Origin of the sequence: Gelidibacter salicanalis (assembly GCF_016469035.1) — a bacterium.
GTDB lineage: Bacteria > Bacteroidota > Bacteroidia > Flavobacteriales > Flavobacteriaceae > Gelidibacter > Gelidibacter salicanalis_A.
In genome coordinates, this window is record NZ_JAEHJZ010000036.1 from 139,721 (window position 1) to 165,821 (window position 26,101).

Consider the following 26,101-nt stretch of genomic DNA (forward strand, 5'->3'; position numbering starts at 1 on the left):
CTCTTTTTATGAATTCCAATCCAACACCGTCTGATCAAGACATTTCATTAACATTGCCCGTTCAAATAGGCTTTGAAGTCCTTGATACCTTCCTGAAGAAAAAATTTAGGGATACCAACATCAGTCATAAAGACGCGAAGGGCAACAGCTCTAACTATTTTAGAATCCTAGATCTGAAGCTTGCCGAAAGTGAACACAATGCGTACAATCTCTGTCTAAAGATGCGCCTACAACCGCTCACGCTGCTATTCAATAGGAATACCGTTGAAGTGTCGGTCCATGCGGATTTAAAGTTGAATGTCGACACCCAAAAATTATATGTGGAAGCCTATAACATGGACAGTAGCGGAAAAAATTGGGTTACTAATAACCTGCTAAAATCTGTACTGAATACCTTTATTTATAAAAAAATCATCAACGCCTTGAGCCTCGATCTAATGCCAATTGTAAAGGAAAAGATCGAAATTATAAATGCTCAGTTGGCGTCTACTCTAAAAACGACAAAGGGTGTTTCCATCATGGGGAATGTCGCCAATTTTACCATTAGTCATTTTGAGATCAAAAAAGATGTGATCTGGGTGCTCATCCATACCCAAGGTTGGTGTGTGATCAGCATTGACGATTTAGAGTTTGGAGCAGATTAATTTAATCCTTCTAATCACGAAATAGCCCTTTCTTACTAATTTCTATTTTTGAGCCGCATACGTATACACCCCATCAGCATTTAAACTGAATGTTAACACCTCATCATTAACTTTAACTTGACCTGATTCATTTGGTTGTCCTGCGATTTTTGCTGTATGGATACGTCCATTTTCCCAAAGCATATCTATTTCAAATCCGCCACGCGCCTTTAATCCTGTCACTTCTCCTGAGTTCCAGGCATCCGGTAAAGCTGGCAATAATTCGATGATTCCTGAGTGCGATTGGAGCAGCATTTCTGCCATTCCAGAAGCGCCCCCCATATTACCATCCAATTGAAATGGCGGGTGTGCACACAATAAATTGGAATAGGTTCCTCCAGCGGTGGACATGTCAACACTGGTGTCTGCAACAGGTTTGAGTAAGCTTTTCAACATTTTATGGGTGCGGTTCCCGTCATTAAGACGTGCCCAAAAGTTCATCTTCCAACCACGCGACCAGCCTGTACCGCTATCGCCACGAGCGTTTAAGGTGACTCTGGAGGCTTCAGCTAATTCTGGCGTTTTCGCCGTTGAAATTTGATTTCCTGGATGCAAGGCGAATAAATGAGAGACATGACGGTGATTGCTTTTTGGATCATCCACATCTTCTGTCCATTCCTGTAACTGTCCCCAAGAGCCAATTTTAGGTGCTAAAATCCCATCTCTAGTCATTTTGGCTATGTTGGTGAAGTCGTCGTTGATTCCTAGCACCTCAGCAGCTTTGATAGAATTGTTCAAAACATCCCAGGCAATTTGATGGTCCATAGAAGCTCCTTGTGAAATCCCACCGTGCTCTGGTGAATATGACGGTGTGGACACCAACTTACCGTTTTCATCTTTAGTAAGGTAATCGATCCAAAAGAGCGCCGATTCTTTCATGATTGGATAGGCCTTCTCTTTTAAATAGGTTGTGTCTTGTGTAAAATCATAATGGTCCCATAAATGTTGCGAAAACCACGCTGCACCTGTTGGAAAGAATCCCCAATCTACGCCCCATCCTGGTGAGGTATAACCAAAGGCATTGATCATGGTATTGGCCATCCAACCACGGGTATTAAAAAATTCTTTGGCAGCCAATTTTCCTGGTTCTACCAAACTCTCAATCAAGTCTAAAAACGGTTCATGGCATTCTGAAAGATTGGTCATTTCTGCAGGCCAATAAATCATTTCCAAGTTAATATTACTGTGGTAATCAGCAGCCCATGGCGGATTGGTGGAGTTGTTCCACTTGCCCTGTAAGTGCATCGACATGGTGTTTGGTCGGCTGCCTGCTATCATTAAATAGCGTGCATACTGAAAATACAGACTTTCTAAAGCGTTATCATCTGAACCATTCGCGTAGGCATTTAAGCGTTCATTAGTTGGGATGTTTAGGGTTGGACCCTCGCCCAAATTCAGACTGACGCGATCAAATAAATTAGAATAATCTGTAACATGTTCGTTCTTCAATTGATCAAATGTGGTGCTTTCCCATTTTTTCAATACAGCGTTATTGCCTGCTTTATAATCGTTTCCTTTATACGTAGGATAATCAAGCCTGTACCCTGTTGCAGAAGTGTTCAAGATGACTACATTTTTCGCGCCTTTTACATAAATGATACCATCCTTGTAGGTGATTTTACCATCTGACATTTTCAAGGATAACTTCGTTTCAAACGGCATTCCGTTATCAGCAACTTTACCTTCAAAAGTGTATATACCAGCATTGAAATTTTGAGAAACCAGTTCGTGAGGTGTTTCAAATCGAATTTCATAATCCGTCTTTTTTGAACTTTCAAAACGATACACCATAGTATTGCTTGGGTAATTTCCAAAATACGTACGGTTGTAGGTATCTTTGCCAATATTGTAGGTAACTTTCCCCTGTGCTTTGCTAATATCAAGACTGCGTTTGTAGTTGGCAACTTCTCCCGTATGTCCCACTTTTACGAAGATATCGCCCATGGTTTGTTGCGCTCCATAATCGCCAAAATCAGCATTGTACTGTTTCCCGGTGTTAATAATACCGGTAAATTGAGCCTGGGCAATTTTATGAGCCTCAGCTTTTTTGCCTTCTTTTAACAAGGCTCTTACTTCAGGTAAATGCTTATAGGCACTGTCACGCATCCCGAAGTTGTAGTCAGGATTTGAATCAGGCCCCCCAGACCACAGGCTGCCTTCTGAAAATTGAATTTGTTCTTCCTGAACACCTCCAAAAAACATGGCACCCACATAACCGTTTCCAATAGGTAAGGCTTGCGTCATCCACACCGTAGCGGGCTCATCATACCACAGTTCTAAAGGATTACTTTTTTGAGCAAAGGTTGTCATCGTCAGAAAAATGAAGTACACACTACATGCTAATTTTAAACTTTTCAATGTCTTTTTAATTTTATATTAATTTGATATGAGTATTCAGGAAACAGGTAAAATATGAACAAACTTAATTCAGAATCACGAATGATTATCAGTTAGTTCAAATCAAGTCTTGGTTCTTGGTTCTCTGTTCCCTGTTCCCTGTTCCCTGTTCCCTGTTCAAAATATAATCCTACTTATAATCAACCAAAAACCACATCGTCTTCTGCTTCTCTCCGGAAGCAGAATCCACTCCTCCCTCACGAGGAGGAGAATTTAAGAGGGTAGTTTAATTTGGGAATTGTGAATTGTGATTCCAGATTTCTCTATTCTCTATTCTCTACTCTCTACTCTCTGTTCCCTGTTCAAAATATAATCCTACTTATAATCAACCAAAAACCACCTCGTCTTCTGCTTCTCTCCGGAAGCAGAATCCACTCCTCCTTCCCGAGGAGGAGAATTTAAGAGGGTGAGTAATTAATAAATCGTGAATTATAAATCGAGAATTTCTCTTCTCTCTGTTCTCTGTTCTCTATTCTATTTTCTTTGTTCTTTGTTCTCTTCTCTAAAATCTCCATCACTTCACCAAAAACTTCGGTAAATCTTCTACTTTCTCACAACACACCTGCTCCATCACTTGCTGAAATTCGCGTTTCATCAACGAAATGGTATGATTCCCACCTTCTTTGCCCAAAGCACCAACACCATACATAAAACTGCGTCCCATAAACGTAAACTCTGCGCCGCTTGCCATGGCCCTTGCTATATCAGGACCTCCACGTAAACCAGAGTCGACCATCATTTTTATTTGGCCCTTAAATTTTTCGGCCAAATGCGTCATCGGTACAATGGTAGATTGGCCGGCATCCAATTGACGTCCGCCGTGATTGGACACAATTAATCCATCTACTCCTAAATTGATCGCTTTCTGCACGTCTTCTTCACTGACCACGCCCTTAATCACTAATTTCCCTTCCCACTGGTCTCTTATTGAAGCGATTCGATCTTCATTTAAGCGTCCAGAAAAAGTCACGTCCATAAACTCACCCAACTTTTTCAAATTTAAACCTTTGGGCATATAAGCTTCCATGGTTTTAAAAGACGGTTGGCCATGAATTAAAGTTTGAATCGCCCAATCGGGTTTTGTAAAAACTTCAAGAATATTTGTTAAGCTCATGGTTGGCGGCATGGCCAGACCATTTCTAATATCACGTGGACGATGCCCAAACGTAGGTACATCGGCTAAAATCACCAACACATCAGTTCCAGCATTGGCGGCTCTATCCAGCAAATCCCGCTTCACTTTTTCATCGGCGGGATGATACAGTTGAAACCAGGATTTGCCCTCCGTTAATTCTGCAATTCGTTCAATACTTGATGTGGTTACCGTACTCAATATAAACGGAATATTATGAGCAAACGCGGCTTTGGCTAAAATTTCTGGAGCGTTAGGCCACATGAGACCTTGAAGTCCTATTGGAGCTATACCAAAAGGCGCATCGTAGGTATGGCCAAACAATTCAGTTTTAGTATCTGACCTATCAAACTTTGACAAATACTGTGGCATCAATTCCACCTTTTGCAGATCTGTACGGTTTTTATCTAAATTGATATCTTCGTTACAACCACCGTCCAAATATTCAAAAGCGAACTTTGGTATTTTTACCATCGCCCTGTTCCTTAAATCGGTTACAGACGGATATTTAGGGTTTATTGTCAATTCCATATTATGCTACGCTTTTAAATGATATATCTTATCCATCAATACCCACTTTTCACCAGCTTTTGCGCCAGGAAGTGCTTGTTGATACTTCCACATAAGGCTCTCCCATTCTTGAACTTTTGGGTTGTTGGCATCCCTATCATTTTTCTTTTCAAATGAGAAACCCTCGTTAACATCCATAATCATAAAGAGACGATTTTCAACAACATAAATCTCTAAGTTTTCAATGCCGCTATCCTTAATACTTTCAACAATTTCCGGCCAAACTTTTTCATGATGTTTCTTATAGGCCGAAATTAATTCGGCATCATTGATCAAATCGAGTGCAAAACAGTATCTATGCGTTTTCATGCTTCATAGTTTTATATCCGAACAATGCCACCACGGCTAAACAAATTAACGGCAGAATGAACGAAAAATTAACTTCCGGTATATAGCCTAAGATTTTTGCATCGCTAAAACCTGGGCCGCCAATATCTAATATACTTCCTTGTAAAACTGGCAATAGGGCGCCGCCTACAATGGCCATCACCAAACCGGCTGAACCAATTTTAGCTTCATCGCCCATATTATTTAAAGCAATACCGTAAATGGTTGGGAACATAATACTCATAAAAAGTGATGTGGCAACTAGGCTGTACAATCCTAAATGTCCGCCGACAAAGACAGTGATCATCGTAGTGATTACACCGCCAATTCCAAAAACAAACAACAATTTGGCCGGGCTAAAACGCTTCATTGAGAGCGTCCCAAGCCATCTTCCTGCCAAAAATAATAGCATCGCGCCAACATTATACCAAGTTGCGGTGAGTTGTTCGTTGGCTGGTAATGTTGCATTCAAATTGTCTACATATTGAAAAATGAAAGTCCAGCACATAATTTGGGCACCTACATAAAAAATTTGCGCTACCACCCCAGTGATGTAGGTTTTATTCTTAACCAAAATTTTAAAGGTCTTTGAAAGTGCAATTTTGGAATGCGCTTCCACCTTCGGAAATTTAACTGCCATGATTGCCCCCATGATTACCAAAACCAAAATACCCAAAGCAATGTATGGCACACTGATGACGCTTAAATCGTTCTCGCGAATGACGGCCATTTCTGAATTGGATAAGGCTTGGTAGGTTTCTTCCGTAAAATCTACGGATCGCAGAGCATCAATAATAAATACCTGCGCGATGATCATTCCTGTTAAGGAGCCTATGGGGTTGAATGATTGCGCTAAATTGAGACGTTGGGTTGCAGTTTCTTTAGGTCCTAAGGCTAAAATCAACGGATTAGAAGTGGTTTCTAAAAATGCCAATCCGCAGGTCATTACCCAAAGGGAAATCAAGAAGTAATTAAAAGTTTCGAATTTTGCCGCCGGAAAAAACAAAAATGCGCCAATGGCATACAAGGTCAATCCAACAATAATTCCAGACTTATAACTGTATTTTCTAATAAACAACGCTGCTGGCAAAGCCATAAAGAAATATCCAAAATAAAAGGCAAATTGCACTAATGACGCTTGTGTATTTGAAAGTTCTGGCATGACTTTTTTAAATGCCGACACCATAGGATTGGTTAAATCATTCGCGATTCCCCATAGTGCAAATAGAGAGGTTATCAATATGAATGGCAGGAGAATGTTTCGGGAAACGATTGGTTGTTTAGTAAGGTTTTTCATCATTATAAGGAGCGGTCTAAATGTGTGTACCCACCATCAACAAACACCAATTGTCCGGTAGTATGGCTTGATAATTCTGATAATAAAAATGCGACAGTATTGGCGATTTCAGTAGTGGTGGTCATACGGTTTTCTAAAGGAATATTTTTGGTGATTTCAGCCAATCGTTCTTTCGGATTTGGGAAGGTTTTTAACCAATTGGAATATTGTGGTGTATCACATTCCGCAACAATTACGGCGTTTACACGAATGCTGTACGGCAATAATTCTAACGCCCATTCTCTAGTCAATGCGTTTCTGGCACCGTTGGCAGCGGCGTAACCTGATGTTCCACCTTGACCGGTAACTGAAGTTTTAGAGCCAATATTCACGATAGCACCTTTAGATTTTTTAAGCTCGGGCAATGCGTGATGAGCCATCGCGTAATAATGGGCCACATTGCGTTGAATGGACAACATAAAGTCATCGTAATTACCAGATTCAAGACCGACACCATCATTAACACCTGCGTTATTTACCAAACCGTCAATACGTCCAAATTTCTTAATCACACTTTCAACCGCATTTTTACATGCTTCCTTATTGGTCAGTTCAGCAATAGCATGAAATGCGTTCCCTCCCCTTTCTTTTATGTTATTTACAGCCTCTAAAACATCCGATTCAGTGCGTCCTACAATCACCGGAACAGCGCCTTCTTGAGCTAATACATTACAAATACCGTTGCCGATACCTTTTGAACCTCCCGTGACAATTATTACTTTATTCTTCAGTTTTAAATCCATAGTTTCAATCTTTTAAATGGTACCACGCTTGTGCGTTACGTCCCATAATGTGTTGTTGTTCGGTTTCTGAAAATTGTGCGATATAATCCTCAACAAGACCAACCGTTTCAGCATAATTTCCCGCCATTACACTCACTGGCCAATCGCTGCCAAAAAGTGTTCTCTTGGTTCCAAAGGCTTTAAAAACCACATCCAAATAAGGTTGCATGGTGGTGTTGTCCCAATTGTTCCAATCTGCTTCTGTAGTAAATCCGGACACTTTACAGGCGACATTTTCAAAGCCTGATAGTGTTTGGATATGACGTTTCCAGGTCTTTATTCTGCCGTCTTTGATATAAGGTTTTGCACAATGGTCCAGTATAAAGTTTTGGTTAGGAAATGTTTTGACCAATGCGATGGCTTCTTCCAATTGATGTGGAAAAATCAAGATGTCATAAGTGAAATTGTAGTTTTCCAGCGCAGACATACCGCGTTGAAAATCCTTTCGCAGCATAAAACCTTCCGGTTCCGCTTGCACGATATGTCGGAGACCTTTTAGGGTTTCATATGTTGAAAAATGCTCCAATCGTTCATCAATAGCAACACTACATAAATCCAACCACCCCACAACACCTTTAATAAACATGTGTTGTTCTGCTAAATCCAATAAGAATTCAGTTTCTTTTTCTGAAGTGTCCGCTTGTACCGCAATACAACCATCAAACTGATGCTGTTGCAATAACGGATGTAAGTCTTCAGGTAAAAAGTCACGTTGAAGCACACCCATTCCATCCGTAATCCACGCATCTCTTTGCGGATTAAATTGCCAAAAATGTTGATGTGCGTCTATTTTCATGTGTATTTATCTATTGTTTTTTTTTGGACACATGCTGTTCGCGATTAGCCATTTCCGTTGAGCTATTAAATTTTGAACATGCTCGTTTCATTTATTTGTAAGCTACTGCTGTTTGTTCTTGTACACCTAAACCATCAATGCCTAAACGCATCACATCTCCTGATTTTAAATAACGTGGTGGCTTAAATCCTAACCCAACGCCAAATGGGGTTCCGGTTGAAATCACATCGCCAGGCAATAAGGTCATAAACTGACTGATGTAGGATACTACATGCTGTACGTTAAATATAAAATCAGAGGTTGACGAGTCTTGCAAACGCTCACCGTTAACATCTAACCACAATTTCAAATTATTTGGATCTTTAACTTCATCCTTAGTGGCCATAAATGGTCCTAAAGGTGCAAACGTATCACATCCTTTCCCTTTACACCACTGGCCTTCCTTCTCAATTTGGAACGCACGTTCAGATACATCATTATGCAAGACATACCCCGCGATATGGTCGTCTGCCTCTTCTAACGACACATACGATGCTTTTTTACCAATAACGATGGCCAATTCCACTTCCCAATCCGTTTTCTCACTATTTTTTGGAATGATGACCTTATCATTTGGACCGACGATTGCCGTAGTAGATTTGAAAAACAAAACTGGCTCTGATGGTACTTTCATTCCCGCTTCCGCAGCATGTTGTGCGTAATTTAATCCGACACACACCAATTTTGAAGGTCTTGCAATAGGCGATCCTAAGCGCAGACTCTCGGCAACCGCAGGGCAACTTGCCTCATTAGTTTTCAACCACTCCTTTAAACGCTCCAATCCGTTGTTTTCGAAGAATTTTTCGTTGAAATCTTCAGCAAATGCACTGACATCTATACGTTTATTTTCTAATTGAAGTCCTGGTTTTTCTTGACCTTCTGATCCGAATCTTATGAGTTTCATTTTTGAGGTATTATTTAATTTTTATTATTAGTTTTTACTGGCACAACTTGATTTTCACGTGATTTTGAATATGACTTAACCATTCAATTTAATAAATCCGCCATCAATAGGAAAATCAGTTCCTGTGATAAAAGACGCTTCATCACTACATAGATACAATGCCAAATGGGCAATTTCCTCAGGTTTCCCCATCCGTCCTATTGGTTGGGTCTTTGAGAGTTTCTCAAACATTTCAGCCTGATTATCTGGATAATTTTGTTCTATAAATCCATCTACAAACGGCGTATGCACTCGTGCTGGAGAAATACAGTTACATCGGATCCCGTTAGCAACATAATCTTTTGCCACCGAATAGGTCATGGTCAAAACCGCTCCTTTGGTCATGGAATAGGCAAATCGGTCAGAAATTCCAACCGACGAGGCAATAGACGCCATATTGATAATCACTCCTTTATTCTGCTTTTTAAAATATGGGATGGCCGTTTTCATGCCGTTATAAACCCCTTTAATGTTAACGTTGTACAAACGGTCCAAATCATCGGGATTCGTGTTTTCTATATTGCCAACATGCGCTATTCCGGCATTGTTTATTAAAATATCGATGGCATTGGTCTTGGCAATTTGGCTAAAAATGTCCTCTACTTGCCCTTGATTGGAAACATCACATTGATAAAAATTGGCCGATCCATTTTCATTTTTAATTTCTGAAACGGTGGCATTACCATTATCTGTATTAAAATCTAAAATACAAACATGTGCGCCTTGTTTAGCAAATGTGGTAGCAATGGCTTTCCCTATGCCGCTTCCACCACCAGTGATGACGGCTGTTTTTCCTTTTAAACTGAATACCATAATTATGCGTTTTGTAATTTTTTAGTCCAAACTTCTCCGTTTGGAAAACTATAGGTTTCTAATGATTCTGGTTTCATGGTGATGCTATATCCTGGTTGTTGCGGTGGCATGTAAGCACCATTTTTAATGACTACAGGATCGAAGAAATGTTCGTGTAAATGGTCTACATATTCAATAATCCGATCTTCCATAGTGCCACTGACACAAATATAATCGATCATGGATAAGTGCTGCACATACTCGCACAACCCTACACCACCAGCGTGCGGACACACAGGAACTTTAAATTTTGCCGCCATCAACAAAATGGCTAAAATTTCATTAACGCCACCCACACGACAACTATCAATTTGACAGATCTGTAACGCATCTGCCATAATCAATTGTTTAAACATGACCCGGTTTTGGCAATGTTCTCCCGTCGCCACTTTTATAGGTGCTACAGCTCTGGCAATTTTTGCGTGACCCAAAATATCGTCGGGACTTGTAGGCTCTTCAATCCAATAGGGATTAAATTTTTTGAGCGATGCCATATTTTCTATCGCTTCATCCACATCCCATTTTTGGTTGGCATCCATCATCAATTGTAAATCATCTCCAATTTCTTCACGGATAATCTGTGCTCGACGCATATCATCCTGCAAATCAGAACCAACTTTTATTTTCATATGTTTAAAACCATCCGCTTTCGCTTCTTGGCATAATCTGCGCATTTTATCATCGGGATAGCCTAACCAACCTGCAGAGGTCGTATAGGCAGGATAACCACTTTTCATTAAAGTATCAATGCGTTCTTGCTTGGTAGCGGCATTACTTCTGAGAAGTTCCAAAGCCTCCTGGGGAGTGATAGCATCAGTGATATAGGTAAAGTCCACACATTTCACGAACTCTTCCGGAGACATATCAGCAATTAATTTCCAGACTGGCTTGCCTTCCACTTTAGCATATAAATCCCAAACAGCGTTGACCAAGGCACCTGTTGCCAAATGGATGACCCCTTTTTCAGGACCCAACCAACGTAATTGACTGTCGCCCGTAATCATCTTATAGAAATCGCCCATATTTTGAGTAAAGGACTCCAAGGTTTTTCCAATAATTAAATGTGAAAGCGACTCAATGGCTGAGACACATAATTCGTTACCACGACCAATGGTAAAGGTCAATCCGTGACCTTCAAATTCAGGGTGGTCCGTTTTTAAAATGACATAGGCCGCGGAATAATCCGGATCCGTATTCATAGCATCTGAACCGTCCAGCTCATCACTTGTTGGGAAACGTACATCTTTGGTAAGGACTTCGGTAATGGTTATTGTTTGTTTCATTTGTTAATAGATATTGTTTACAAGACTCAATGAAATATCGAAGATTTCATATCGAGTCATTTCTTAACCTTACAAATCTAGAGTATGAATTGTATGAAGTCCACTCATTATTCCACTCTTGCTAATACTATTTTTGCACTTGAGGGTCTTAAATGACATCAGGAGCGTAATTACTATGCTTTTTTAAATATATAGATGGCGACATGTTTTTTATGACTTTAAACTGTCGGTTAAAATTTGACAAATTATTAAACCCAGATTCATAGGCGATTGCCGCAACATTCAATTCATTTTCCATGAGTAGTTTGCAGGCATAACCAATTCTAATTTCATTGACGTATTTTGAAAATGTTTTGCGGTGCACGCGTTTAAAGGATCTACTGAATGCGGAAGGATTCATGTTGACGAGTTCAGCCACGGTTGCCAGATCCATATCGGTATTAAAATTCTTAAAAATATAAGCAATCACTTTATTAGACAGCTTAGGCTCTTCCAGTTTTAATGAGGCCACATAGCCCGAACTAGCCAAGAGTTTAACATCTTCATGCCCTGCCAACTCATTTAAGATGCCTAAAAACTGATGTGTTTTATTGAAATCCGTTTCGTCATTAAGATTTATTATCGCTTGCCGCAACACTTTTGAAACATTTTTAAATTGAATTCCTTGCTCTGCTTGTTTAAACAACGCGACAATAGGTTTCATTTCTGATAATTGTAGAAACCTGTCTCCTAAAAAATCCTCTCTAAAATGGATCGAAATGGCCTCTGCAGTTAAGGTTTTGTCCTCTTGGAAGTATTTAGGATCATTTAACCACATGTGCGGCAAATTCTTCCCGATCAGCACCACGTCTTTCGGTTGAAATTTCTTGATACTATCGCCGATAAATCGCGTGCCCTTACTTTTAAGAACGGTTACCAATTCGAGTTCTGGATGGTAATGCCAGATTTTAAGAAAATTGGCATAACTATTCTTTCGTACTGAAAGTGTAGCTGTCGTGTTACTCCGATCTATTAAATGTAATTTCATCGCAATGAAAATAGCACTTTTAGCTCAATTTACATCGTAATGTGCAAAAAAAGTATCTAGTGGAAAAATTTCTGCTGCAAGAAATTAAATCCGACACCAGAATTTCAACATAAAAAATTAAAAAAATCAATACCTTTAATGATTCGTTTTTAAAATCTCTTTCATGAAATCAATTACCTTTAAAACGCTTCTTCTTGCGGCACTTTTCTTTTCTGTCAAGGCTTCTGTAAATGCTCAGGCTTTGAGCAGGACCCAAATTGACAGTTTAGTTCAAAAAACAATGCAGACTTTTGATGTTCCAGGCATAGCTGTAGCGGTTTTAAAAGATGGCAAAATTTATCATAAAAACACCTACGGCGTTCGCTCAGTAAAAACAAACGCTGAAGTTAATGAAAACACGCTTTTTGGGGTAGCTTCAAATACCAAAGCGTTTACGACCTCGGCCTTAGCACAGCTTATTGACCGTGGCAAACTGACTTGGGATACCAAAGTGATAGACGTCATTCCTGAGTTTCAACTCTACGATGCCTACGTCACCAGAGAATTTACAGTGCGCGACCTTGTTACCCACCGTAGCGGATTAGGTCTTGGTGCGGGCGACTTGATGGTGTTTCCTGCTTCTAATACGACTACTAAAGACGAGATGATTCACAATCTTCGTTATTTAAAACCGGTGTCATCCTTCCGCAGTAAATTTGATTATGACAACCTCTTATATATTGTAGCCGGTGAGATTGTTTCCAGAGTTTCGGGACAATCATTTGACGATTATATCTCAGATCACTTTTTTAAGCCTTTACAAATGGAGCGTTCTTTAGTGTCACTTCCACAAATAAAAGCCGATCCGAATAGAATTGATGGTCATGCGCCAGTTAACGGCACATTGGAATTGACCACTGATACCTTTACACAAATCTCTACCCCTGCAGGAGGAATTTATGCATCCATCAACGATATGAGCACTTGGGTACAAGCGCAATTGAATGATGGAAAATATGGTAAAAATCTAACCGATAGTCTTTTTAGCTCTAAAGAACATAGAGAAATGTGGACGCCACAAACCTTGATTAAAAGCGGCAAAGGCCCTTATAACACTCATTTTTCCGCATACGGTTTAGGTTGGTTTTTGAGTGATGTGAATGGTTATTTTCAAGTCAGCCACACGGGAGGATTATTAGGGATTGTCAGCCAAGTTACCATGATTCCTGAATTGGATTTAGGGATTATCGTCCTTACCAACCAACAAAGTGGTGCGGCGTTTAGCGCAATTACAAACTCGATTAAGGACGCTTATTTTGGCATCAAAGATGAAGACCGCATCAAACAGTATAACGAACGCCGATTGGCCGGCGAAAAGGAAGAGGATAGCATTGTCTCTGCCTTAGAAAAAGACATTGCCGCACAACTGAAAAGTAAAGCTCCAAAACCGAATCCAGCAGATTATGTAGGGACCTATAAAGACAATTGGTTTGGCAATGTCGCTATTACTGACCAAAATGGCACCCTTATTTTTAAGTCTGAAAAATCGTCGGATTTAACTGGAACAATGACGTTTTACAAAGGAACAACTTATGTCGTCCGTTGGAATGACGCCGCGCTAAAAGCTGATGCTTTTGTGAATTTTAATTTAGACACCCAAGGAAAAGCGATTGGTTTCATGATGAGTCCGATATCGCCATTGACGGATTTCAGTTATGATTTTCAGGATTTGGAATTTAAAAGAGCGGAATAATCAGAACGATTTCTACAACATCTAAATATTGATTTGTTGTGGCAAATATTGAAACCTTAAGCTCCTTGTCACTTTTGATGATCTTATAATTAAAATAATTTGATCCCATGTATTCCAAAAAAGAAATAGATGCATTAATAAAAAATACTCCGATCCTTCAAGACATCATAGATGCAAAGCCTGTGAGTTGGATAAACCCTGAGTTGCTACCATTTGACGATGCACCTAAATTCTCCTTAGGTATGAAAGATATGGAAGTTGCAGAACAGTTATGGATCCGTTTTGCGCCATTTTTTGTCAAAGCTTTTCCAGAAACTAGTGAAAGTGCTGGTATTTTGGAATCGACTCTCAGAGAAATCCCGAATATGAAGGCTGTTTTGGAAGGCAATCACGGAAACTTTGATGGAGGGTTGTTCTTAAAATGTGATCATGAACTACCTATTGCGGGCTCCATTAAAGCGCGTGGTGGATTTTTTGAGATCATCAAATATGCGGAGAAATTAGCCCTCGAAGCAGGGCTTTTGAAAAAAGAGGATGATTACAGTAAGTTGTTGGCTCCTGAATTCCGCGAGTTTTTTAGGAAGTATAAAATTGGTGTATCCTCTACTGGAAATCTCGGACTTGGCATTGGTATCATGAGTGCGAAGTTAGGTTTTGAAGTCACTGTTTATGTTTCAGCTGATGCGAAACAGTGGAAAAAAGAGTTGTTGCGAGAAAAAGGTGTTATTGTTATTGAATTTGATGGCGATTTCAGTGAAGCTGTTTTAGCTGGGCGCCAGCAAACATTGACTGACCCCAATGCCCATTTTGTGGATGACGAAGATTCTGAAGATTTATTTATTGGCTACACTGGTGGCGCTCTCAGGATTGCCGAGCAATTAAAAGCCCAGAAAGTGATGGTTGATGTGGATCATCCGTTATTCGTCTACTCGCCTTGCGGTGTTGGAGGTTCTCCAGGCGGCATAGCTTTTGGTTTAAAGCAAATTTATGGGGACCATGTACATTGTTTCTTTATAGAACCCACACATAGCCCAGGGGTCTTAACGGGATTGGTTACGGCTGAGATGAGCCATATTAGCGTACAAGATATTGGATTGGACAATCAAACGGAAGCAGATGGACTGGCGGTGGGGCGGCCGTCACATTTCGCTACAAAAATCAGCAAGCATTTGGTCAGTGGTATTTTCACCCTTGAAGATGATCAGCTCTTTAAACTTTTAGCACAATTAAAAGATTCCGAAAATATCTTTTTAGAACCATCAGCCACTGCAGGATTAATCGGACCTCAACGGATCCAAATATCAGAATACGCCAAAACACACCACCTCAATTTGAAAAACGCAACGCATATAGTTTGGGCTACAGGAGGCTTATTGGTTCCGGAGTATCAAAGGACAGCATTTTATGAAAGAGGGCAACACCTACTGAAAACTGAATAATTTTATGATAACGCCATCCCATTTCAATTTTTAAGACATACTAGCCAATAACAAATAAAAACCCCATAAACATAATGTTTACAGGGTTTTCCACTTTTCGAATTAACAAAATGCACTCTATATTTGGCTGAGTATATGATACCTTTCTATATGATTTAGAAAGTCTGAAAGTTTCTTTTTAATTTTTAAGCCGACATGTCGACATTTGCTTTCAATGGTTAATTTTGAACGTAGCTTGCTCCCGTCTTCATCCTCATTTTTCACTTTTATCTGTCCGTTAGGAAAATAAATGGTCAAAAACTGACCTTGATCCTGTTGAAAGAAATAAAATTCGTCAGACAACCAATTGACAAATTGATCGTATTTATCAACACACGAAAAGCTCATTTCAAAAGCCCAATGGTGACCCTGTATAGCACTCAAATCCTGATCGTGTTTCATTTATAGGTGTTGTAATCCGTATTTAATTAATCGTTGCTTCCAATGAATTGGAATAAATATTCTAAATTTAAGTTATACCATATGTATTTGCATCCCAGTACTCAATGCTTCTATTTTTGACAATAGCGCGTGAATAATTTTTTTCCCAAAATGCTTATAATCATCTGATTTTAGATCTGAATTCTCAATCTTCGTTACGACGGTCGGCATAAAATGTTCTGCAGCATTTTTCTTGATGGCATCCAATTTACTAGAAGTTCCAATAAGAATGATCCCGTCAATTCCGCCATTTCTCAAGCTCTTTAGACTTTCAAAAGCGCCGTCCTCACCATTGAGGTACTGCTGCACCACCACACGGTAGCCCTGTTCAAAAGCTATATGTTGTATACTGTTAAGCATACTTCCATAAATCTTGGAATCAATTTGCGGTACAATAACGGCAATAGTGTTGCTCTTTTGGGATCTGAGCGCTATAGCTGAGTTATTTGGTACAAAATCACAGCTTTCTGCCAATTCTTTTATAATCCGTCTCGTTTTTAAGCTGATATCTTTTTTGTCACGTAGCGCCTTCGATACCGTCGAAACGGAATAGCCGCTCATTTTTGACAAGGTTTTCATGGTTACTTCCATCATAATTCATTTTCCTTAATAGTGGTTAAAAATGCCATCTTACAAATGCCTCCATTGCTGCATAATGCGATAGGCCTAACTGATCATAGGTATCAGCAGTTTCCTTGTTTCTGTCTTCTGCACGTTGCCAAAACTCTCTAGAGTCTGCCCCTTGAAATACCACACCATCTTTTTGTGATTGGTGTTTAAATATGCCATGGCGTTTTTCTAAGACCTGCTCAGGACTCATAGGAACTGCCATTTCTATTTCGTCAACATTCCACTCTTGCCATGCACCTCTGTAAAGCCACACACGACAATCTTTCATAAATGGTTTGTCTTTTAATCTTTTTACCGCTTCAAATACCGCATCAAGACATACTTTATGGGTGCCATGCGGATCAGCCAGATCTCCAGCTGCATAAATTTGATGTGGTTTAATGCTTTCAATTAAACTGATAGTTAATTGAATATCTTCCTCACCCAACGGTTTTTTATCAATGGTTCCTGTTTCATAAAAAGGCATTTCCATAAAATGGATCTGCTTGTCTGTTAAGCCCACAAAATGACTCGTAGCTCTGGCCTCTCCTTTTCTGATTAATCCTTTGATGTAACGTGTTTCAGGAATATCAATTTCACTTGGTTTCTTTTCTCTAAGCGCTTTAACCATTTTGGTGTAGATCTTTCCAGTGGCGTCGCTATTTATTCCAAATTTCTCGTTGTAATCAATTACAAAATTTGCAAATCTCAGGGCTTCTTCATCTGCTACGGCAATATTTCCGGAAGTTTGGTAGCCCACGTGTACGTCGTGACCTTGTTCATGAAGCCTTTTAAAAGTTCCGCCCATACTGATGATGTCATCATCTGGATGCGGACTAAAGATCAGCACACGTTTTTTAGCTGGTTCCGCACGTTCTGGACGCTTGGTATCGTCAGCATTTGGCTTCCCTCCTGGCCAACCCGTGATGGTATGTTGGAGATCATTAAAAATCTTAATATTGATATCGTAACCATTTCCATAATCGGCCAATAAATCACTCATCCCATTTTCTATATAATCTGCTTCAGTGAGCATCAAAATAGGTTTTTTGAGATGCAGCGCCAATCCTGTCACTGCTTTTCTGATCAGCTTATCCGTCCATGTTACTTTTTCAACCAACCATGGCGTATTGATACGTGTTAATTTTGATGCTGCACCTTTATCCAATACAAATGTTGCATTGTTGTGTTCCTGTAAAAAGGATGCCGGTACCTGATTGGTAACCTGACCTTCTACAGATGCTCTAATAATAGCAGATTTTGCCTCACCCCAAGCCATAAGGATGACACGTTTGGCTTCCATAATCTTTTTTACACCTAAAGTAATAGCCGTTTTTGGTGTATTAGATAATCCTGCAAAATCTTTACTGGCAGCCACTCTTGTAATATGATCTAAGGCAACTAATCGTGTTTTAGAGTTTTGTAGGGAGCCTGATTCGTTAAAACCAATATGACCATTCCCACCAATTCCTAGAATTTGCAGATCGATGCCGCCCAAAACCTCTATTTTCGATTCGTAACGGCTACAATAATCAGCAATATCCGCTTTTGCTAATTTTCCATCAGGAATATGGCAATTTTCTGGCAGGATATCTACTTGATCAAATAACAAGGTTTTCATAAAACGGACATAGCTATTCACCGAGTCTGGTTCCATTGGATAGTATTCATCCAAATTAAAAGTCACCACATTTTTAAAACTTAAACCCTCTTCTTTGTGCAAACGCACCAATTCAGCATACAAGCCTTTAGGAGAAGAACCTGTAGCCAAACCCAACACACAAGGTTGTTTTTGAGATTGTTTTACTTTAATGAGTTTCGCTATTTCTTTAGCGATGGCTTTTGAAGCTGCTTGAGAATCTTCAAAGACCTTGGTATTAATGTTTTCAAACCTTTTTTCGAAACCAGTAGCTTTATCGATGGTGCTTTTTAACATGGCTATTTATTTTAATTGTTAATGACTTTAATGTTGTTTTGTAAAACTTGTTCCATAATCCAAGAGGTATGGGCAGCGGTTTTTCCCGTTGAAGGGTGCGATGACGCTCCAACCAAGTACGACTTCATGTTTTGAACATGGTAGGTTTGTATATGTTCTGGGTGAGCGATGTTTAAACTTGTTGTTTCTTCATCACGCTCTAAAATGATAGGGCTTTCTCCAAATACTGAGAATGTTATGTTTCCTTCATTCCCGTAGATTTTTACGATATCCTGACGCTCCTCAGCTCCAAAATCCCAAGTTCCAAACCCTGTAGCACCAGAGTCATGCGTCCACTTTCCTGTTACTGTATCTTTTGCGGTATAGAGTCCCAATCTATTTTCTGCTGTTCCTTCTGCACTTTTGATAGTGCCCAATAGAAATACAAATAAATCCAATCCGTGAGAGGCCAAATCATCAAAATATCCGCCTGGTGCAATAGTAGCGTCTGTACGCCAATTGTATGTTTTGGAGACATCGAGATCATTGGTGGGTTTACTAAACTGCCAATGAATATGCCGGATAGCCCCTATTTTATTTTGATCGATCCATTCTTTTATTTTTAAAAATCTTGGCAATGACCTTCTGTAATACGCCACAAATAATGGTAGGTTTTTATCCTTAAATGCGTCATTGATTCTTATACACGCCGCATAACTCGGCGCCATTGGTTTTTCTATACAACATATTTTGCCCGCCGCTGCAACTTTTAGCGCATAATATTCATGCGTATCTGGAGGCGTAGCAATATAGATAGCATCAATCTCCGGATGATTGATTAAGGCATCTGCATCATCATAAAAGTGAGGCACTTTATGTCTTCTCGCATAATCTTCTGCTTTAGCCAGATCCCTTCGCATTACAGCGAAAAGTTCAAATCCATCAGTTTTTTGGTAAGCAGGACCGCTCTTCACTTCCGTTACGCTACCACAACCAATCATTCCCCATTTATATGTTTTATTCTCCCCCATCTCAACAATTCGTTTCTTTAAATTATTTGCTCCAACTTTTAATTTTATGACCCCAAAGCGCAAAAAACAAAATAGTCAGATAACACGGAATCAAAATCCAATAACTACTGGTCGAAGCCGTCGACAAAGCGTCGGCCTCCTGAATTCCACTAGCAATGAGTTCATGTTTATTGGCATCTACCATACGCCCGTACAATGGTGGAATGATAGCTCCACCCGATATTGCCATAATTAAAAGTGCAGACGCTGTTTTGGTATGCTTGCCTAAACCGTCTAAGGTCAGAGGCCAAATTGCTGGCCAAACTAAAGCGTTAGAAATTCCTAAAGCCGCTACAAATAATACAGACGTAAATCCTGATGTTGACAGAATAAGGATACTGAATATGATTCCTAATATGGCACTTGCTACAAGAGCCGTTTTTTGTTTGAGGTATTTCGGAATTAAGAACACTCCTAGCGCGTAGGTTCCAACCATGGCCATGAGCGTATAGGTGGTAAAGAATTTAGCTTCTGTGGCCGGTATACCTAAGGATATACCGTAAGAAATAATGGTGTCTCCCGCAATCACCTCTGCACCAACATATACAAATAATGCAATGACCCCTAACCATAATTGTGGGTATTGAAATATGGTTTTTTGAGTAGATCCGTTGGTAGTTACCTCATCTTCTACGGTTGCTTCAACATTCGGCAACGCCGCTTTCCTTATTAAGAACGCGAAAATAAATAAGACCACAGCCATAACAATATATGGTGTGTGGACACTATCTGCCATGGTGTCTAAAAGCACCGATTTCTCATCAGCAGAAACACTGCCTAATTTTTCATTTACCTCATCAATACCAGATAATAATAAGGCCCCAAAAATCAAAGAACCTAGTGCTCCCGCAACTTTATTTGCAATACCCATCATTGCCATACGCTTAGCGCCACTTTCAATTGGGCCCAAAATGGTGATGTATGGATTGGCAGCAGTCTGACAGATGGTCATCCCAATGCCTTGAATAAAAATAGCGACTAAAAACAACCAATACGTGCGGGCATCAGCGGCAGGTATAAATACCAAAGCACCAACGGCCATAATTGCCAATCCTAATGAGATCCCATTTTTATATCCTACTTTATTGATGATGTAAGATGCAGGCAATGCCATGACTACAAAAGAAATATATGATGCCGTGGCTACTAAATAAGACTGGGCTTCAGTAAGTTCATTAATAGTTTTCATGAAGGGAATTAACGCTCCATTGATCCAAGTAACAAAACCAAAAATGGCAAAGAGTCCGCCAATAATTACGATTGGGACGATATTGTTTTTAGTTGTAGTGCTCATAGTGACAGGATTTTGGTTAGTGACATAATTTATTTCGGTTTTTAGTTTTGGTTTGCGTGTCTATAATTATCAATTTAATAGGTTTTAAACCCCTAACTTCTCACTTAAACTCTGTAAAAGTTTAAATTGGTTTTTGGCGCGATCAAGATTATGTTCGGAATATTTCGTTTTATAATAACTATCTCCATTGAGATAATCTGTTAAAAACCGTAAACCAATAATAAAAATCATTGTTTTGGCTCCCAAGGGCAGATATTTCAACTCTGTGGGTGTCAATGACTTTTTCATCTTCTTTAAGAATCCTTCAGTAAAAGCGTTGTAATATTCGACATTAAACTCTACCAAATCGAGATTGGTTTCATCCTCTGCCGCAGTATTACAAATGGTACGAATAGCATCTCCAAAATCATAATGCACGATGCCCGGCATAACGGTATCCGTATCGATCAAACACAGCCCTTTATCTCGTTTATTAAATAGAACGTTGGAAATTTTAGTGTCATTATGTGTTACACGCACTTTAATATCTCCAGATTCTTTCAAATTTTGTAGAATGTGCATTTCTTCTTTTGCACTTTCCACCATCTCTATATACAATTTAGCGTTTTCCAGACGTTCTTTGGACGCTAATCTTCTGGCTTCTTCAAACTCCCAATATCTGAAAGACATGTCATGGAATTTCGGAATGACTTCTGTTAATTTGGACGCATCAAAATCGCTCGTTAAGGTTAAAAACTGACCTAACAGTCGCCCCCCTTCATAGGCAATAATTTCACTTGGCACCGATTCATGGGTCACGCTTTTATCAATAAAATGCATGAGATTCCAGTAATTTCCTTCGTCTCCCCTATAATATGGATCTCCTGTTTTTGTGGTATAAAACCTCAGGATGCGTCTGTTTTGTTTTTTAGGCGATAAGTGACTCAGCTTTTCTTTGATATGATTACTAATCATCACTTTATTTTCAATAAGTCCTGGAACATCTTTGAACACCCCATGATTGATCCGCTGCAACACAAAATATGGCTTATTTTGGGTCTTTATCAAATACGTATCATTGATATGACCGGAAGCCAACTCTTTGTAGGACTCAAATTCAGCGTCATGCTCAAATTGTCCAAAAATAAATTTCAACTTTTCTGCTATCATCTTACCATAAATTTTCTGGGTACACCCCTTGTTTCTTCAATTTTCCTATGGCTGCCTCTACAATTTCTTTATCTTCTTTGTAAGTTACCCCAAACCATTGCGCATCAGATTTGAGAACTTCTAAACTCGCTTTATCTGATCTTAAAATCTCATTGACTACATACGGTATAAAAAATTCCGCTTTTGGATTGTTCTTGTTCACTTTTAAAAATGCGTCAAACAATTCGCCACCAAATTCAAAACATTTTGGGGTAAATCCCCAGAAATTCATTGACACAACGGTATCTCCATCAATAGGAATAAACTTACCGTTCTCATCCTTTCTCATCAGCTCACCATCAATTTTTTCAATATGCGTACGTTCAGTAACATCTATCAAATAGCCATTTTCATCAACTTCACATTCTCCTCGAGCTACATGGCCATGATCTGACACCGTGTTTTTAAGAAGATACGCCATCATATTAAAATCATAAGACCCCTTGTCCTTTTCAGATAAGGACTTCGCCATGACCTTAAAGGCTTCTCTTCCGTAAAAATCATCAGCATTGATAATGGCAAAATTTTCATTCACCGCATCTTTGGCCATCAATAAGGCATGACCTGTACCCCAAGGTTTGGTTCTATTTGGATCTATATATTTTTCTGGAACGCTATCAAATTCCTGATATACATAAGCCACTTCAGCCTTGCCTTCCAGTTTTTTATTTATTTTTTCCTTGAATTCTTTTTCAAAACTTTTTCTTATGATAAAAACAAATTTGCCAAACCCTGCTTCCAGGGCATCATATAACGAAAAATCGATAATTGTATCACCTTGTGGTGTAAACGCGTCTATCTGTTTTAAACCACCGTACCTACTCCCCATTCCTGCAGCCAAAATGACCAATGTAGGTTTGTTTGTCTCTACCATGAATTTTTTTTTTTAATTCTTAAAGTTAATTTACTGATTATCAAACACCAACCACTAAACCCTCAATCCACATTTTTAATTGTTTTACACAAACGTAAGATTTGAATTTGATATAACAAAAGATTTTTCATAAATTGTGTTCGAACACAGTAATGCGAATATAAACATCTATTGTGTGCTAAACAAATGTCATTCATGAAAAAATATACCATAAAAGATATTGCCCTATTGGCGGGTGTTTCAAAAGGAACCGTTGATAGGGTCATTCATAACAGAGGGAATGTTGCGAAAGATGTGGAAGAAAAAGTGAAGCAACTTCTTGAAGAAATTAATTACCAACCCAATTTGATTGCCCGAAATTTAAAAAATAATAAAGTATTTTATATTGGGGTATTGATCCCTGATCCTAAGATAGATGCGTATTGGGCGGTATGTATAGATGGCATTAACAGTGCTTTGTCTGAATTTAGCGCGTTTGACGTTCAGATCAACACGTTTTTATTTGATCCGACTGATACTGACGATTTTTTAGCTTGTAATGACACTATGTTAAAGACCGCGCCTGATGTTATTTTAATGGTACCTTTATTTTATAAAGAAGCCACCAGTGTCTTAAAACATTATGAATCATTGAATATTCCTGTTGGTACCTTTAATAACCAGATCATTTCATCTTCAGCAAATTTTATAGGGCAGGATCTTTACCAAAGTGGTAGAATAGCCGCTAAACTACTCCACAGCATTAGCAACAAAGGTGATATGGCTATTGTACATATTGATGAAAAATATAAAAATGCGGTGCATATGCAGGAAAAGGAAAAAGGATTTAAAAGTTATTATGACGATATGGACCTTTTTGAAGATTCCGTTTTAACCTGTAAGATCAAATATTTTGAAACTGAAGATAAACTACGTGATTTTTTAAACAATCACCCTCATATAGAAGGTATTTTTGTAACCAATTCAAAGGCCTTCCACGTGGCACGTTTATTAGAGTCAGAAAACAAAACCCACATTAAACTAGTGGGATATGATTTATTGTCAGACAACGTCAATTACCTGAACAGTGGCACAATAGATTTCCTTATCCACCAAAACCCCAGACAGCAGGCCTATTTAGGATTAAAATACTTAATAGAATATCTGGTGTTTGACAAACAAATTCCTGAGAAGTTTCTATTGCCAATTGATATTATAAATTCAGAAAATGTGACGCCTTTTTTAAGGCCTTAATAATTGTCGAGTTTTAATTTCCCAAAAGAGGACGCAATGTGAAAATCGGGCGAGGATGTTTGAGGATCTACCCAAGTGATCCAGGTTGGCTCAAACTGTCCGTTTTGTTGTTGGTTGTATTTGGCGCGGTAAATTCCTGCCTCCATAGTTCCATCCGTCTGAATAAGCTCGAATTTTTTTAACGAGGCCATACTGAGTGCTACTTCTACGCAAAAATAAGTGGGTGCTATATAAGATTGGATAGCAATATCTTTTTTTGGCCAATCCCATGAAAAATCAAATTCCTTATTTGGTCTGGCAATAAAATCCTGAATTCTTGACAAGGGATCTATTTCAAGACAATAATAAGGATTAAGGTGCCTATCACTCCTTAAAAATAATTCTATCCTATCGGAATTATTGACGCTCTCTTTAGAATCGTCAGTACTGTCAATATGCAAGTGCGTGTCGTTTACTTTGTAAGATACAAAAAGTGAGTCACCATCATGTAATGCCCGAAATTCAATATCGCCCACAGATTCAAAATGCCACGGTGACAAAAAATCATTCAACACGATTGCCTTTTCCCATAGGGGATGATCTCCCCTTCCATTAATTTTTATATGGTTGCCATCAACCTTATTAACTTTATATGTTTTCATAACTTTAGAGTACAAAATTGTAACTTTACTGAGTATTTAGCGCATTGAAAATTGTGCCAATCCTTTCTTCAATAATGCGCATTTGACAATTGTTTGCAGTGAATTTTTAGAACATTTGCCCTTCACTGCACCTTGAATGGTTTTACAGAAAAATAAACTTTTCAATTGATTTTGCGAAAATAAGAGTTCTTGGTTGTTTTTAAAGCTATTGCGTGCGCATTTTTTTTTAGGTGCTTGCTGGGTTCAATTTAGGAAACCAAACAATCAATAACTTCAGGCCTAAAGTAGAACTTAAAATGAGCGGCACATTTATTAGACCGGACACTATTTTATTTGCCTATAAACCATAGCTGGTTTTAAAGGAATTCCAAACATTTTTTCTATCGAGAAGATTTCGCGGGAATTCTAAATTTTTCTAGATCAAAAGTTGAAAGCGCCGTTTTAGTAGCGCTATAACCAATATTATAAATCTCATAAATATTTTTCCTGTCAAAGGTTCCAAATTTATTTAGTGCAGCAGGACGGATCATCAGGTCGCAAGCTTCAAATTTGTGCTGGTTTTCCAGTACAGATTTTACTTTAAACACCCGCTCTACCACATTGTGGGAATGTTTCAGATCTTTTATGGTGAGTACATCAAAGCCATCTACATAAACGCCAATAATAATATCACATTTTTGTTTTAAAGGTTCTAACGGAAAATTATTAAGAGCTCCACCATCTATATAATAGGAACTTCTAATTTTTACTGGTGCAAACAAACCAGGAAAAGCAGCAGATGCCAAAACAGGTTTAATCAATTCGCCCTTTTCGAATATTTTGAGTTTGCCGTTCAAGATGTTGGTAGCTGTGATGTATAATTTCTTTTTCAAAACTGAAAAATCATCTTCCTTCAAATAGACCTTGAATTCATCATAAAATTTTTCAGCATCGAGAAATCCGGGTTTGTTAATGGCATATTTTGTAATACCCAATAATTGAACTTCTTTAAAAAACGCCAGTATGTCATTCCATTGATATCCATAGGCATATAACGCCCCCACAATCGCACCAGCACTAGATCCGGCAATATGCGTAGGATAAATCTGATGTTCTTCCAGCGCCCGTATGACCCCAATATGTGCAGCACCCCGCATGCCTCCACCAGATAACACTAAACCAATTTTCATATCACTTAACTGCATTATTTGTCTGTAATTTTTATGTAACATAAGGTTTTTCAGCGTGAAAAGCATTAATTTTCTGCTGCGCTTGCTATTCAATATTGACGAATTTGAATTAGACTTCTTTAAAACCGCTCTAGCAAACCCCAATTGATTTACGTTTTTATTCCCACGATCAGTGCAGGCATCCGTTATAACAAAATTGATAATTTTAATAGTTGGACGATGTGAAAAAGCCCATCATAAAAATTAAACTAGATAAACGTTTCATAATGCTATGGTTCATGGTTAGGTAT

The 26,101-nt window shown here is 38.8% G+C and carries 23 protein-coding genes; 4 read left to right on the forward strand and 19 right to left on the reverse strand.

Features of this window, described 5'->3' with window-relative positions; genetic code table 11:
* The first annotated feature begins 8 nt into the window (after positions 1-8).
* Complete coding sequence (locus JEM65_RS15465; RefSeq protein ID WP_199601369.1) at positions 9-644, forward strand: DUF4403 family protein; 636 nt, start codon at positions 9-11, stop codon at positions 642-644.
* Between the two features lie 42 nt (positions 645-686).
* Here JEM65_RS15465 and JEM65_RS15470 read toward each other — a convergent pair whose 3' ends face one another.
* From JEM65_RS15470 to JEM65_RS15515, 10 genes are all read right to left on the reverse strand, one after another.
* Positions 687-3,041, reverse strand: coding sequence for a glycoside hydrolase family 95 protein (locus tag JEM65_RS15470; RefSeq protein ID WP_199601371.1), 2,355 nt, complete (start codon positions 3,039-3,041; stop codon positions 687-689).
* Positions 3,042-3,594: 553 nt separating this feature from the next.
* Positions 3,595-4,743 (reverse strand): alpha-hydroxy acid oxidase, encoded by a 1,149-nt coding sequence (locus JEM65_RS15475; RefSeq protein ID WP_199601373.1) that lies wholly within the window; start codon positions 4,741-4,743, stop codon positions 3,595-3,597.
* Positions 4,744-4,749: 6 nt separating this feature from the next.
* A complete protein-coding gene (locus JEM65_RS15480) occupies positions 4,750-5,091 on the reverse strand; it encodes an L-rhamnose mutarotase (RefSeq protein ID WP_199601376.1) in 342 nt (113 codons plus the stop codon).
* Positions 5,078-6,406 carry an L-fucose:H+ symporter permease gene (gene fucP, locus JEM65_RS15485; RefSeq protein WP_199601444.1) on the reverse strand — a complete coding sequence of 443 codons (1,329 nt, stop codon included), beginning with the start codon at positions 6,404-6,406 and terminating at the stop codon, positions 5,078-5,080. The genes JEM65_RS15480 and fucP overlap by 14 nt, the downstream gene beginning before the upstream one ends.
* Before the next feature lie 2 nt (positions 6,407-6,408).
* Positions 6,409-7,188: an SDR family oxidoreductase gene (locus tag JEM65_RS15490; protein WP_199601378.1), complete on the reverse strand. Its 780-nt coding sequence runs from the start codon at positions 7,186-7,188 to the stop codon at positions 6,409-6,411.
* Positions 7,189-7,192: 4 nt separating this feature from the next.
* Positions 7,193-8,023, reverse strand: coding sequence for an amidohydrolase family protein (locus tag JEM65_RS15495; protein ID WP_199601380.1), 831 nt, complete (start codon positions 8,021-8,023; stop codon positions 7,193-7,195).
* Positions 8,024-8,114: 91 nt separating this feature from the next.
* Positions 8,115-8,966, reverse strand: coding sequence for a fumarylacetoacetate hydrolase family protein (locus JEM65_RS15500; RefSeq protein ID WP_199601382.1), 852 nt, complete (start codon positions 8,964-8,966; stop codon positions 8,115-8,117).
* 75 nt (positions 8,967-9,041) lie between these two features.
* Entirely contained in the window at positions 9,042-9,818 is a 777-nt protein-coding gene (locus JEM65_RS15505; RefSeq protein WP_199601384.1) for an SDR family NAD(P)-dependent oxidoreductase, read from the reverse strand.
* 2 nt (positions 9,819-9,820) lie between these two features.
* Entirely contained in the window at positions 9,821-11,140 is a 1,320-nt protein-coding gene (locus tag JEM65_RS15510; protein WP_199601386.1) for an L-fuconate dehydratase, read from the reverse strand.
* A 148-nt stretch (positions 11,141-11,288) separates the two neighbouring features.
* Positions 11,289-12,167 carry an AraC family transcriptional regulator gene (locus JEM65_RS15515; protein ID WP_199601388.1) on the reverse strand — a complete coding sequence of 293 codons (879 nt, stop codon included), beginning with the start codon at positions 12,165-12,167 and terminating at the stop codon, positions 11,289-11,291.
* Between the two features lie 163 nt (positions 12,168-12,330).
* On the opposite strand from JEM65_RS15515, the gene JEM65_RS15520 reads away from it, so the two are divergent.
* Both JEM65_RS15520 and JEM65_RS15525 read left to right on the forward strand, forming a co-directional pair.
* The gene (locus tag JEM65_RS15520) at positions 12,331-13,899 is read left to right on the forward strand and encodes a serine hydrolase (protein ID WP_199601396.1); all 1,569 of its coding nucleotides are present in this window, start codon (positions 12,331-12,333) and stop codon (positions 13,897-13,899) included.
* Positions 13,900-14,006: 107 nt separating this feature from the next.
* Positions 14,007-15,338, forward strand: a complete 1,332-nt coding sequence (locus JEM65_RS15525; protein ID WP_199601398.1) for a D-serine ammonia-lyase — start codon at positions 14,007-14,009, stop codon at positions 15,336-15,338.
* A gap of 117 nt (positions 15,339-15,455) precedes the next feature.
* Here the strand turns inward: JEM65_RS15525 and JEM65_RS15530 are convergent, their stop codons facing one another.
* From JEM65_RS15530 to JEM65_RS15560, 7 genes are all read right to left on the reverse strand, one after another.
* A complete protein-coding gene (locus JEM65_RS15530) occupies positions 15,456-15,779 on the reverse strand; it encodes a hypothetical protein (RefSeq protein WP_199601400.1) in 324 nt (107 codons plus the stop codon).
* A 72-nt stretch (positions 15,780-15,851) separates the two neighbouring features.
* Positions 15,852-16,412, reverse strand: a complete 561-nt coding sequence (locus JEM65_RS15535; RefSeq protein WP_199601402.1) for a LacI family DNA-binding transcriptional regulator — start codon at positions 16,410-16,412, stop codon at positions 15,852-15,854.
* Positions 16,413-16,434: 22 nt separating this feature from the next.
* Entirely contained in the window at positions 16,435-18,363 is a 1,929-nt protein-coding gene (gene nagB / locus JEM65_RS15540; protein WP_199601404.1) for a glucosamine-6-phosphate deaminase, read from the reverse strand.
* A gap of 11 nt (positions 18,364-18,374) precedes the next feature.
* Complete coding sequence (locus JEM65_RS15545) at positions 18,375-19,373, reverse strand: Gfo/Idh/MocA family protein (protein WP_233530680.1); 999 nt, start codon at positions 19,371-19,373, stop codon at positions 18,375-18,377.
* Between the two features lie 22 nt (positions 19,374-19,395).
* Positions 19,396-20,706, reverse strand: coding sequence for a sugar MFS transporter (locus JEM65_RS15550; RefSeq protein WP_199601406.1), 1,311 nt, complete (start codon positions 20,704-20,706; stop codon positions 19,396-19,398).
* A gap of 84 nt (positions 20,707-20,790) precedes the next feature.
* On the reverse strand, positions 20,791-21,855 hold the full coding sequence (locus JEM65_RS15555; RefSeq protein WP_199601408.1) for a phosphotransferase enzyme family protein: 1,065 nt from the start codon (positions 21,853-21,855) through the stop codon (positions 20,791-20,793).
* A gap of 1 nt (position 21,856) precedes the next feature.
* On the reverse strand, positions 21,857-22,768 hold the full coding sequence (locus JEM65_RS15560) for a nucleotidyltransferase family protein (protein WP_199601410.1): 912 nt from the start codon (positions 22,766-22,768) through the stop codon (positions 21,857-21,859).
* 195 nt (positions 22,769-22,963) lie between these two features.
* Here JEM65_RS15560 and JEM65_RS15565 point away from each other — a divergent pair, with 195 nt between their 5' ends.
* Positions 22,964-24,001, forward strand: a complete 1,038-nt coding sequence (locus tag JEM65_RS15565; protein WP_199601412.1) for a LacI family DNA-binding transcriptional regulator — start codon at positions 22,964-22,966, stop codon at positions 23,999-24,001.
* Here JEM65_RS15565 and JEM65_RS15570 read toward each other — a convergent pair.
* Together JEM65_RS15570 and JEM65_RS15575 are read right to left on the reverse strand one after the other, a co-directional pair.
* Positions 23,998-24,642 (reverse strand): sugar-binding protein, encoded by a 645-nt coding sequence (locus JEM65_RS15570; RefSeq protein ID WP_199601414.1) that lies wholly within the window; start codon positions 24,640-24,642, stop codon positions 23,998-24,000. The genes JEM65_RS15565 and JEM65_RS15570 overlap by 4 nt on opposite strands.
* A 380-nt stretch (positions 24,643-25,022) precedes the next feature.
* Positions 25,023-25,853: a patatin-like phospholipase family protein gene (locus tag JEM65_RS15575; RefSeq protein ID WP_233530681.1), complete on the reverse strand. Its 831-nt coding sequence runs from the start codon at positions 25,851-25,853 to the stop codon at positions 25,023-25,025.
* Positions 25,854-26,101: the final 248 nt, after the last annotated feature.

Excerpts from the sequence above, each read along its gene's own strand:
- nagB (WP_199601404.1), bottom strand. The coding sequence starts at position 18,363 with ATGTTAAAAAGCACCATCGATAAAGCTACTGGTTTCGAAAAAAGGTTT.
- JEM65_RS15495 (WP_199601380.1), bottom strand. The coding sequence starts at position 8,023 with ATGAAAATAGACGCACATCAACATTTTTGGCAATTTAATCCGCAAAGA.
- JEM65_RS15510 (WP_199601386.1), bottom strand. The coding sequence starts at position 11,140 with ATGAAACAAACAATAACCATTACCGAAGTCCTTACCAAAGATGTACGT.
- JEM65_RS15505 (WP_199601384.1), bottom strand. The coding sequence starts at position 9,818 with ATGGTATTCAGTTTAAAAGGAAAAACAGCCGTCATCACTGGTGGTGGA.
- JEM65_RS15535 (WP_199601402.1), bottom strand. The coding sequence starts at position 16,412 with ATGATGGAAGTAACCATGAAAACCTTGTCAAAAATGAGCGGCTATTCC.
- JEM65_RS15565 (WP_199601412.1), top strand. The coding sequence starts at position 22,964 with ATGAAAAAATATACCATAAAAGATATTGCCCTATTGGCGGGTGTTTCA.
- JEM65_RS15500 (WP_199601382.1), bottom strand. The coding sequence starts at position 8,966 with ATGAAACTCATAAGATTCGGATCAGAAGGTCAAGAAAAACCAGGACTT.
- JEM65_RS15520 (WP_199601396.1), top strand. The coding sequence starts at position 12,331 with ATGAAATCAATTACCTTTAAAACGCTTCTTCTTGCGGCACTTTTCTTT.
- JEM65_RS15475 (WP_199601373.1), bottom strand. The coding sequence starts at position 4,743 with ATGGAATTGACAATAAACCCTAAATATCCGTCTGTAACCGATTTAAGG.
- JEM65_RS15575 (WP_233530681.1), bottom strand. The coding sequence starts at position 25,853 with ATGTTACATAAAAATTACAGACAAATAATGCAGTTAAGTGATATGAAA.
- fucP (WP_199601444.1), bottom strand. The coding sequence starts at position 6,406 with ATGAAAAACCTTACTAAACAACCAATCGTTTCCCGAAACATTCTCCTG.
- JEM65_RS15525 (WP_199601398.1), top strand. The coding sequence starts at position 14,007 with ATGTATTCCAAAAAAGAAATAGATGCATTAATAAAAAATACTCCGATC.
- JEM65_RS15515 (WP_199601388.1), bottom strand. The coding sequence starts at position 12,167 with ATGAAATTACATTTAATAGATCGGAGTAACACGACAGCTACACTTTCA.
- JEM65_RS15530 (WP_199601400.1), bottom strand. The coding sequence starts at position 15,779 with ATGAAACACGATCAGGATTTGAGTGCTATACAGGGTCACCATTGGGCT.
- JEM65_RS15465 (WP_199601369.1), top strand. The coding sequence starts at position 9 with ATGAATTCCAATCCAACACCGTCTGATCAAGACATTTCATTAACATTG.
- JEM65_RS15545 (WP_233530680.1), bottom strand. The coding sequence starts at position 19,373 with ATGGGGGAGAATAAAACATATAAATGGGGAATGATTGGTTGTGGTAGC.
- JEM65_RS15555 (WP_199601408.1), bottom strand. The coding sequence starts at position 21,855 with ATGATAGCAGAAAAGTTGAAATTTATTTTTGGACAATTTGAGCATGAC.
- JEM65_RS15490 (WP_199601378.1), bottom strand. The coding sequence starts at position 7,188 with ATGGATTTAAAACTGAAGAATAAAGTAATAATTGTCACGGGAGGTTCA.
- JEM65_RS15480 (WP_199601376.1), bottom strand. The coding sequence starts at position 5,091 with ATGAAAACGCATAGATACTGTTTTGCACTCGATTTGATCAATGATGCC.
- JEM65_RS15570 (WP_199601414.1), bottom strand. The coding sequence starts at position 24,642 with ATGAAAACATATAAAGTTAATAAGGTTGATGGCAACCATATAAAAATT.
- JEM65_RS15560 (WP_199601410.1), bottom strand. The coding sequence starts at position 22,768 with ATGGTAGAGACAAACAAACCTACATTGGTCATTTTGGCTGCAGGAATG.
- JEM65_RS15550 (WP_199601406.1), bottom strand. The coding sequence starts at position 20,706 with ATGAGCACTACAACTAAAAACAATATCGTCCCAATCGTAATTATTGGC.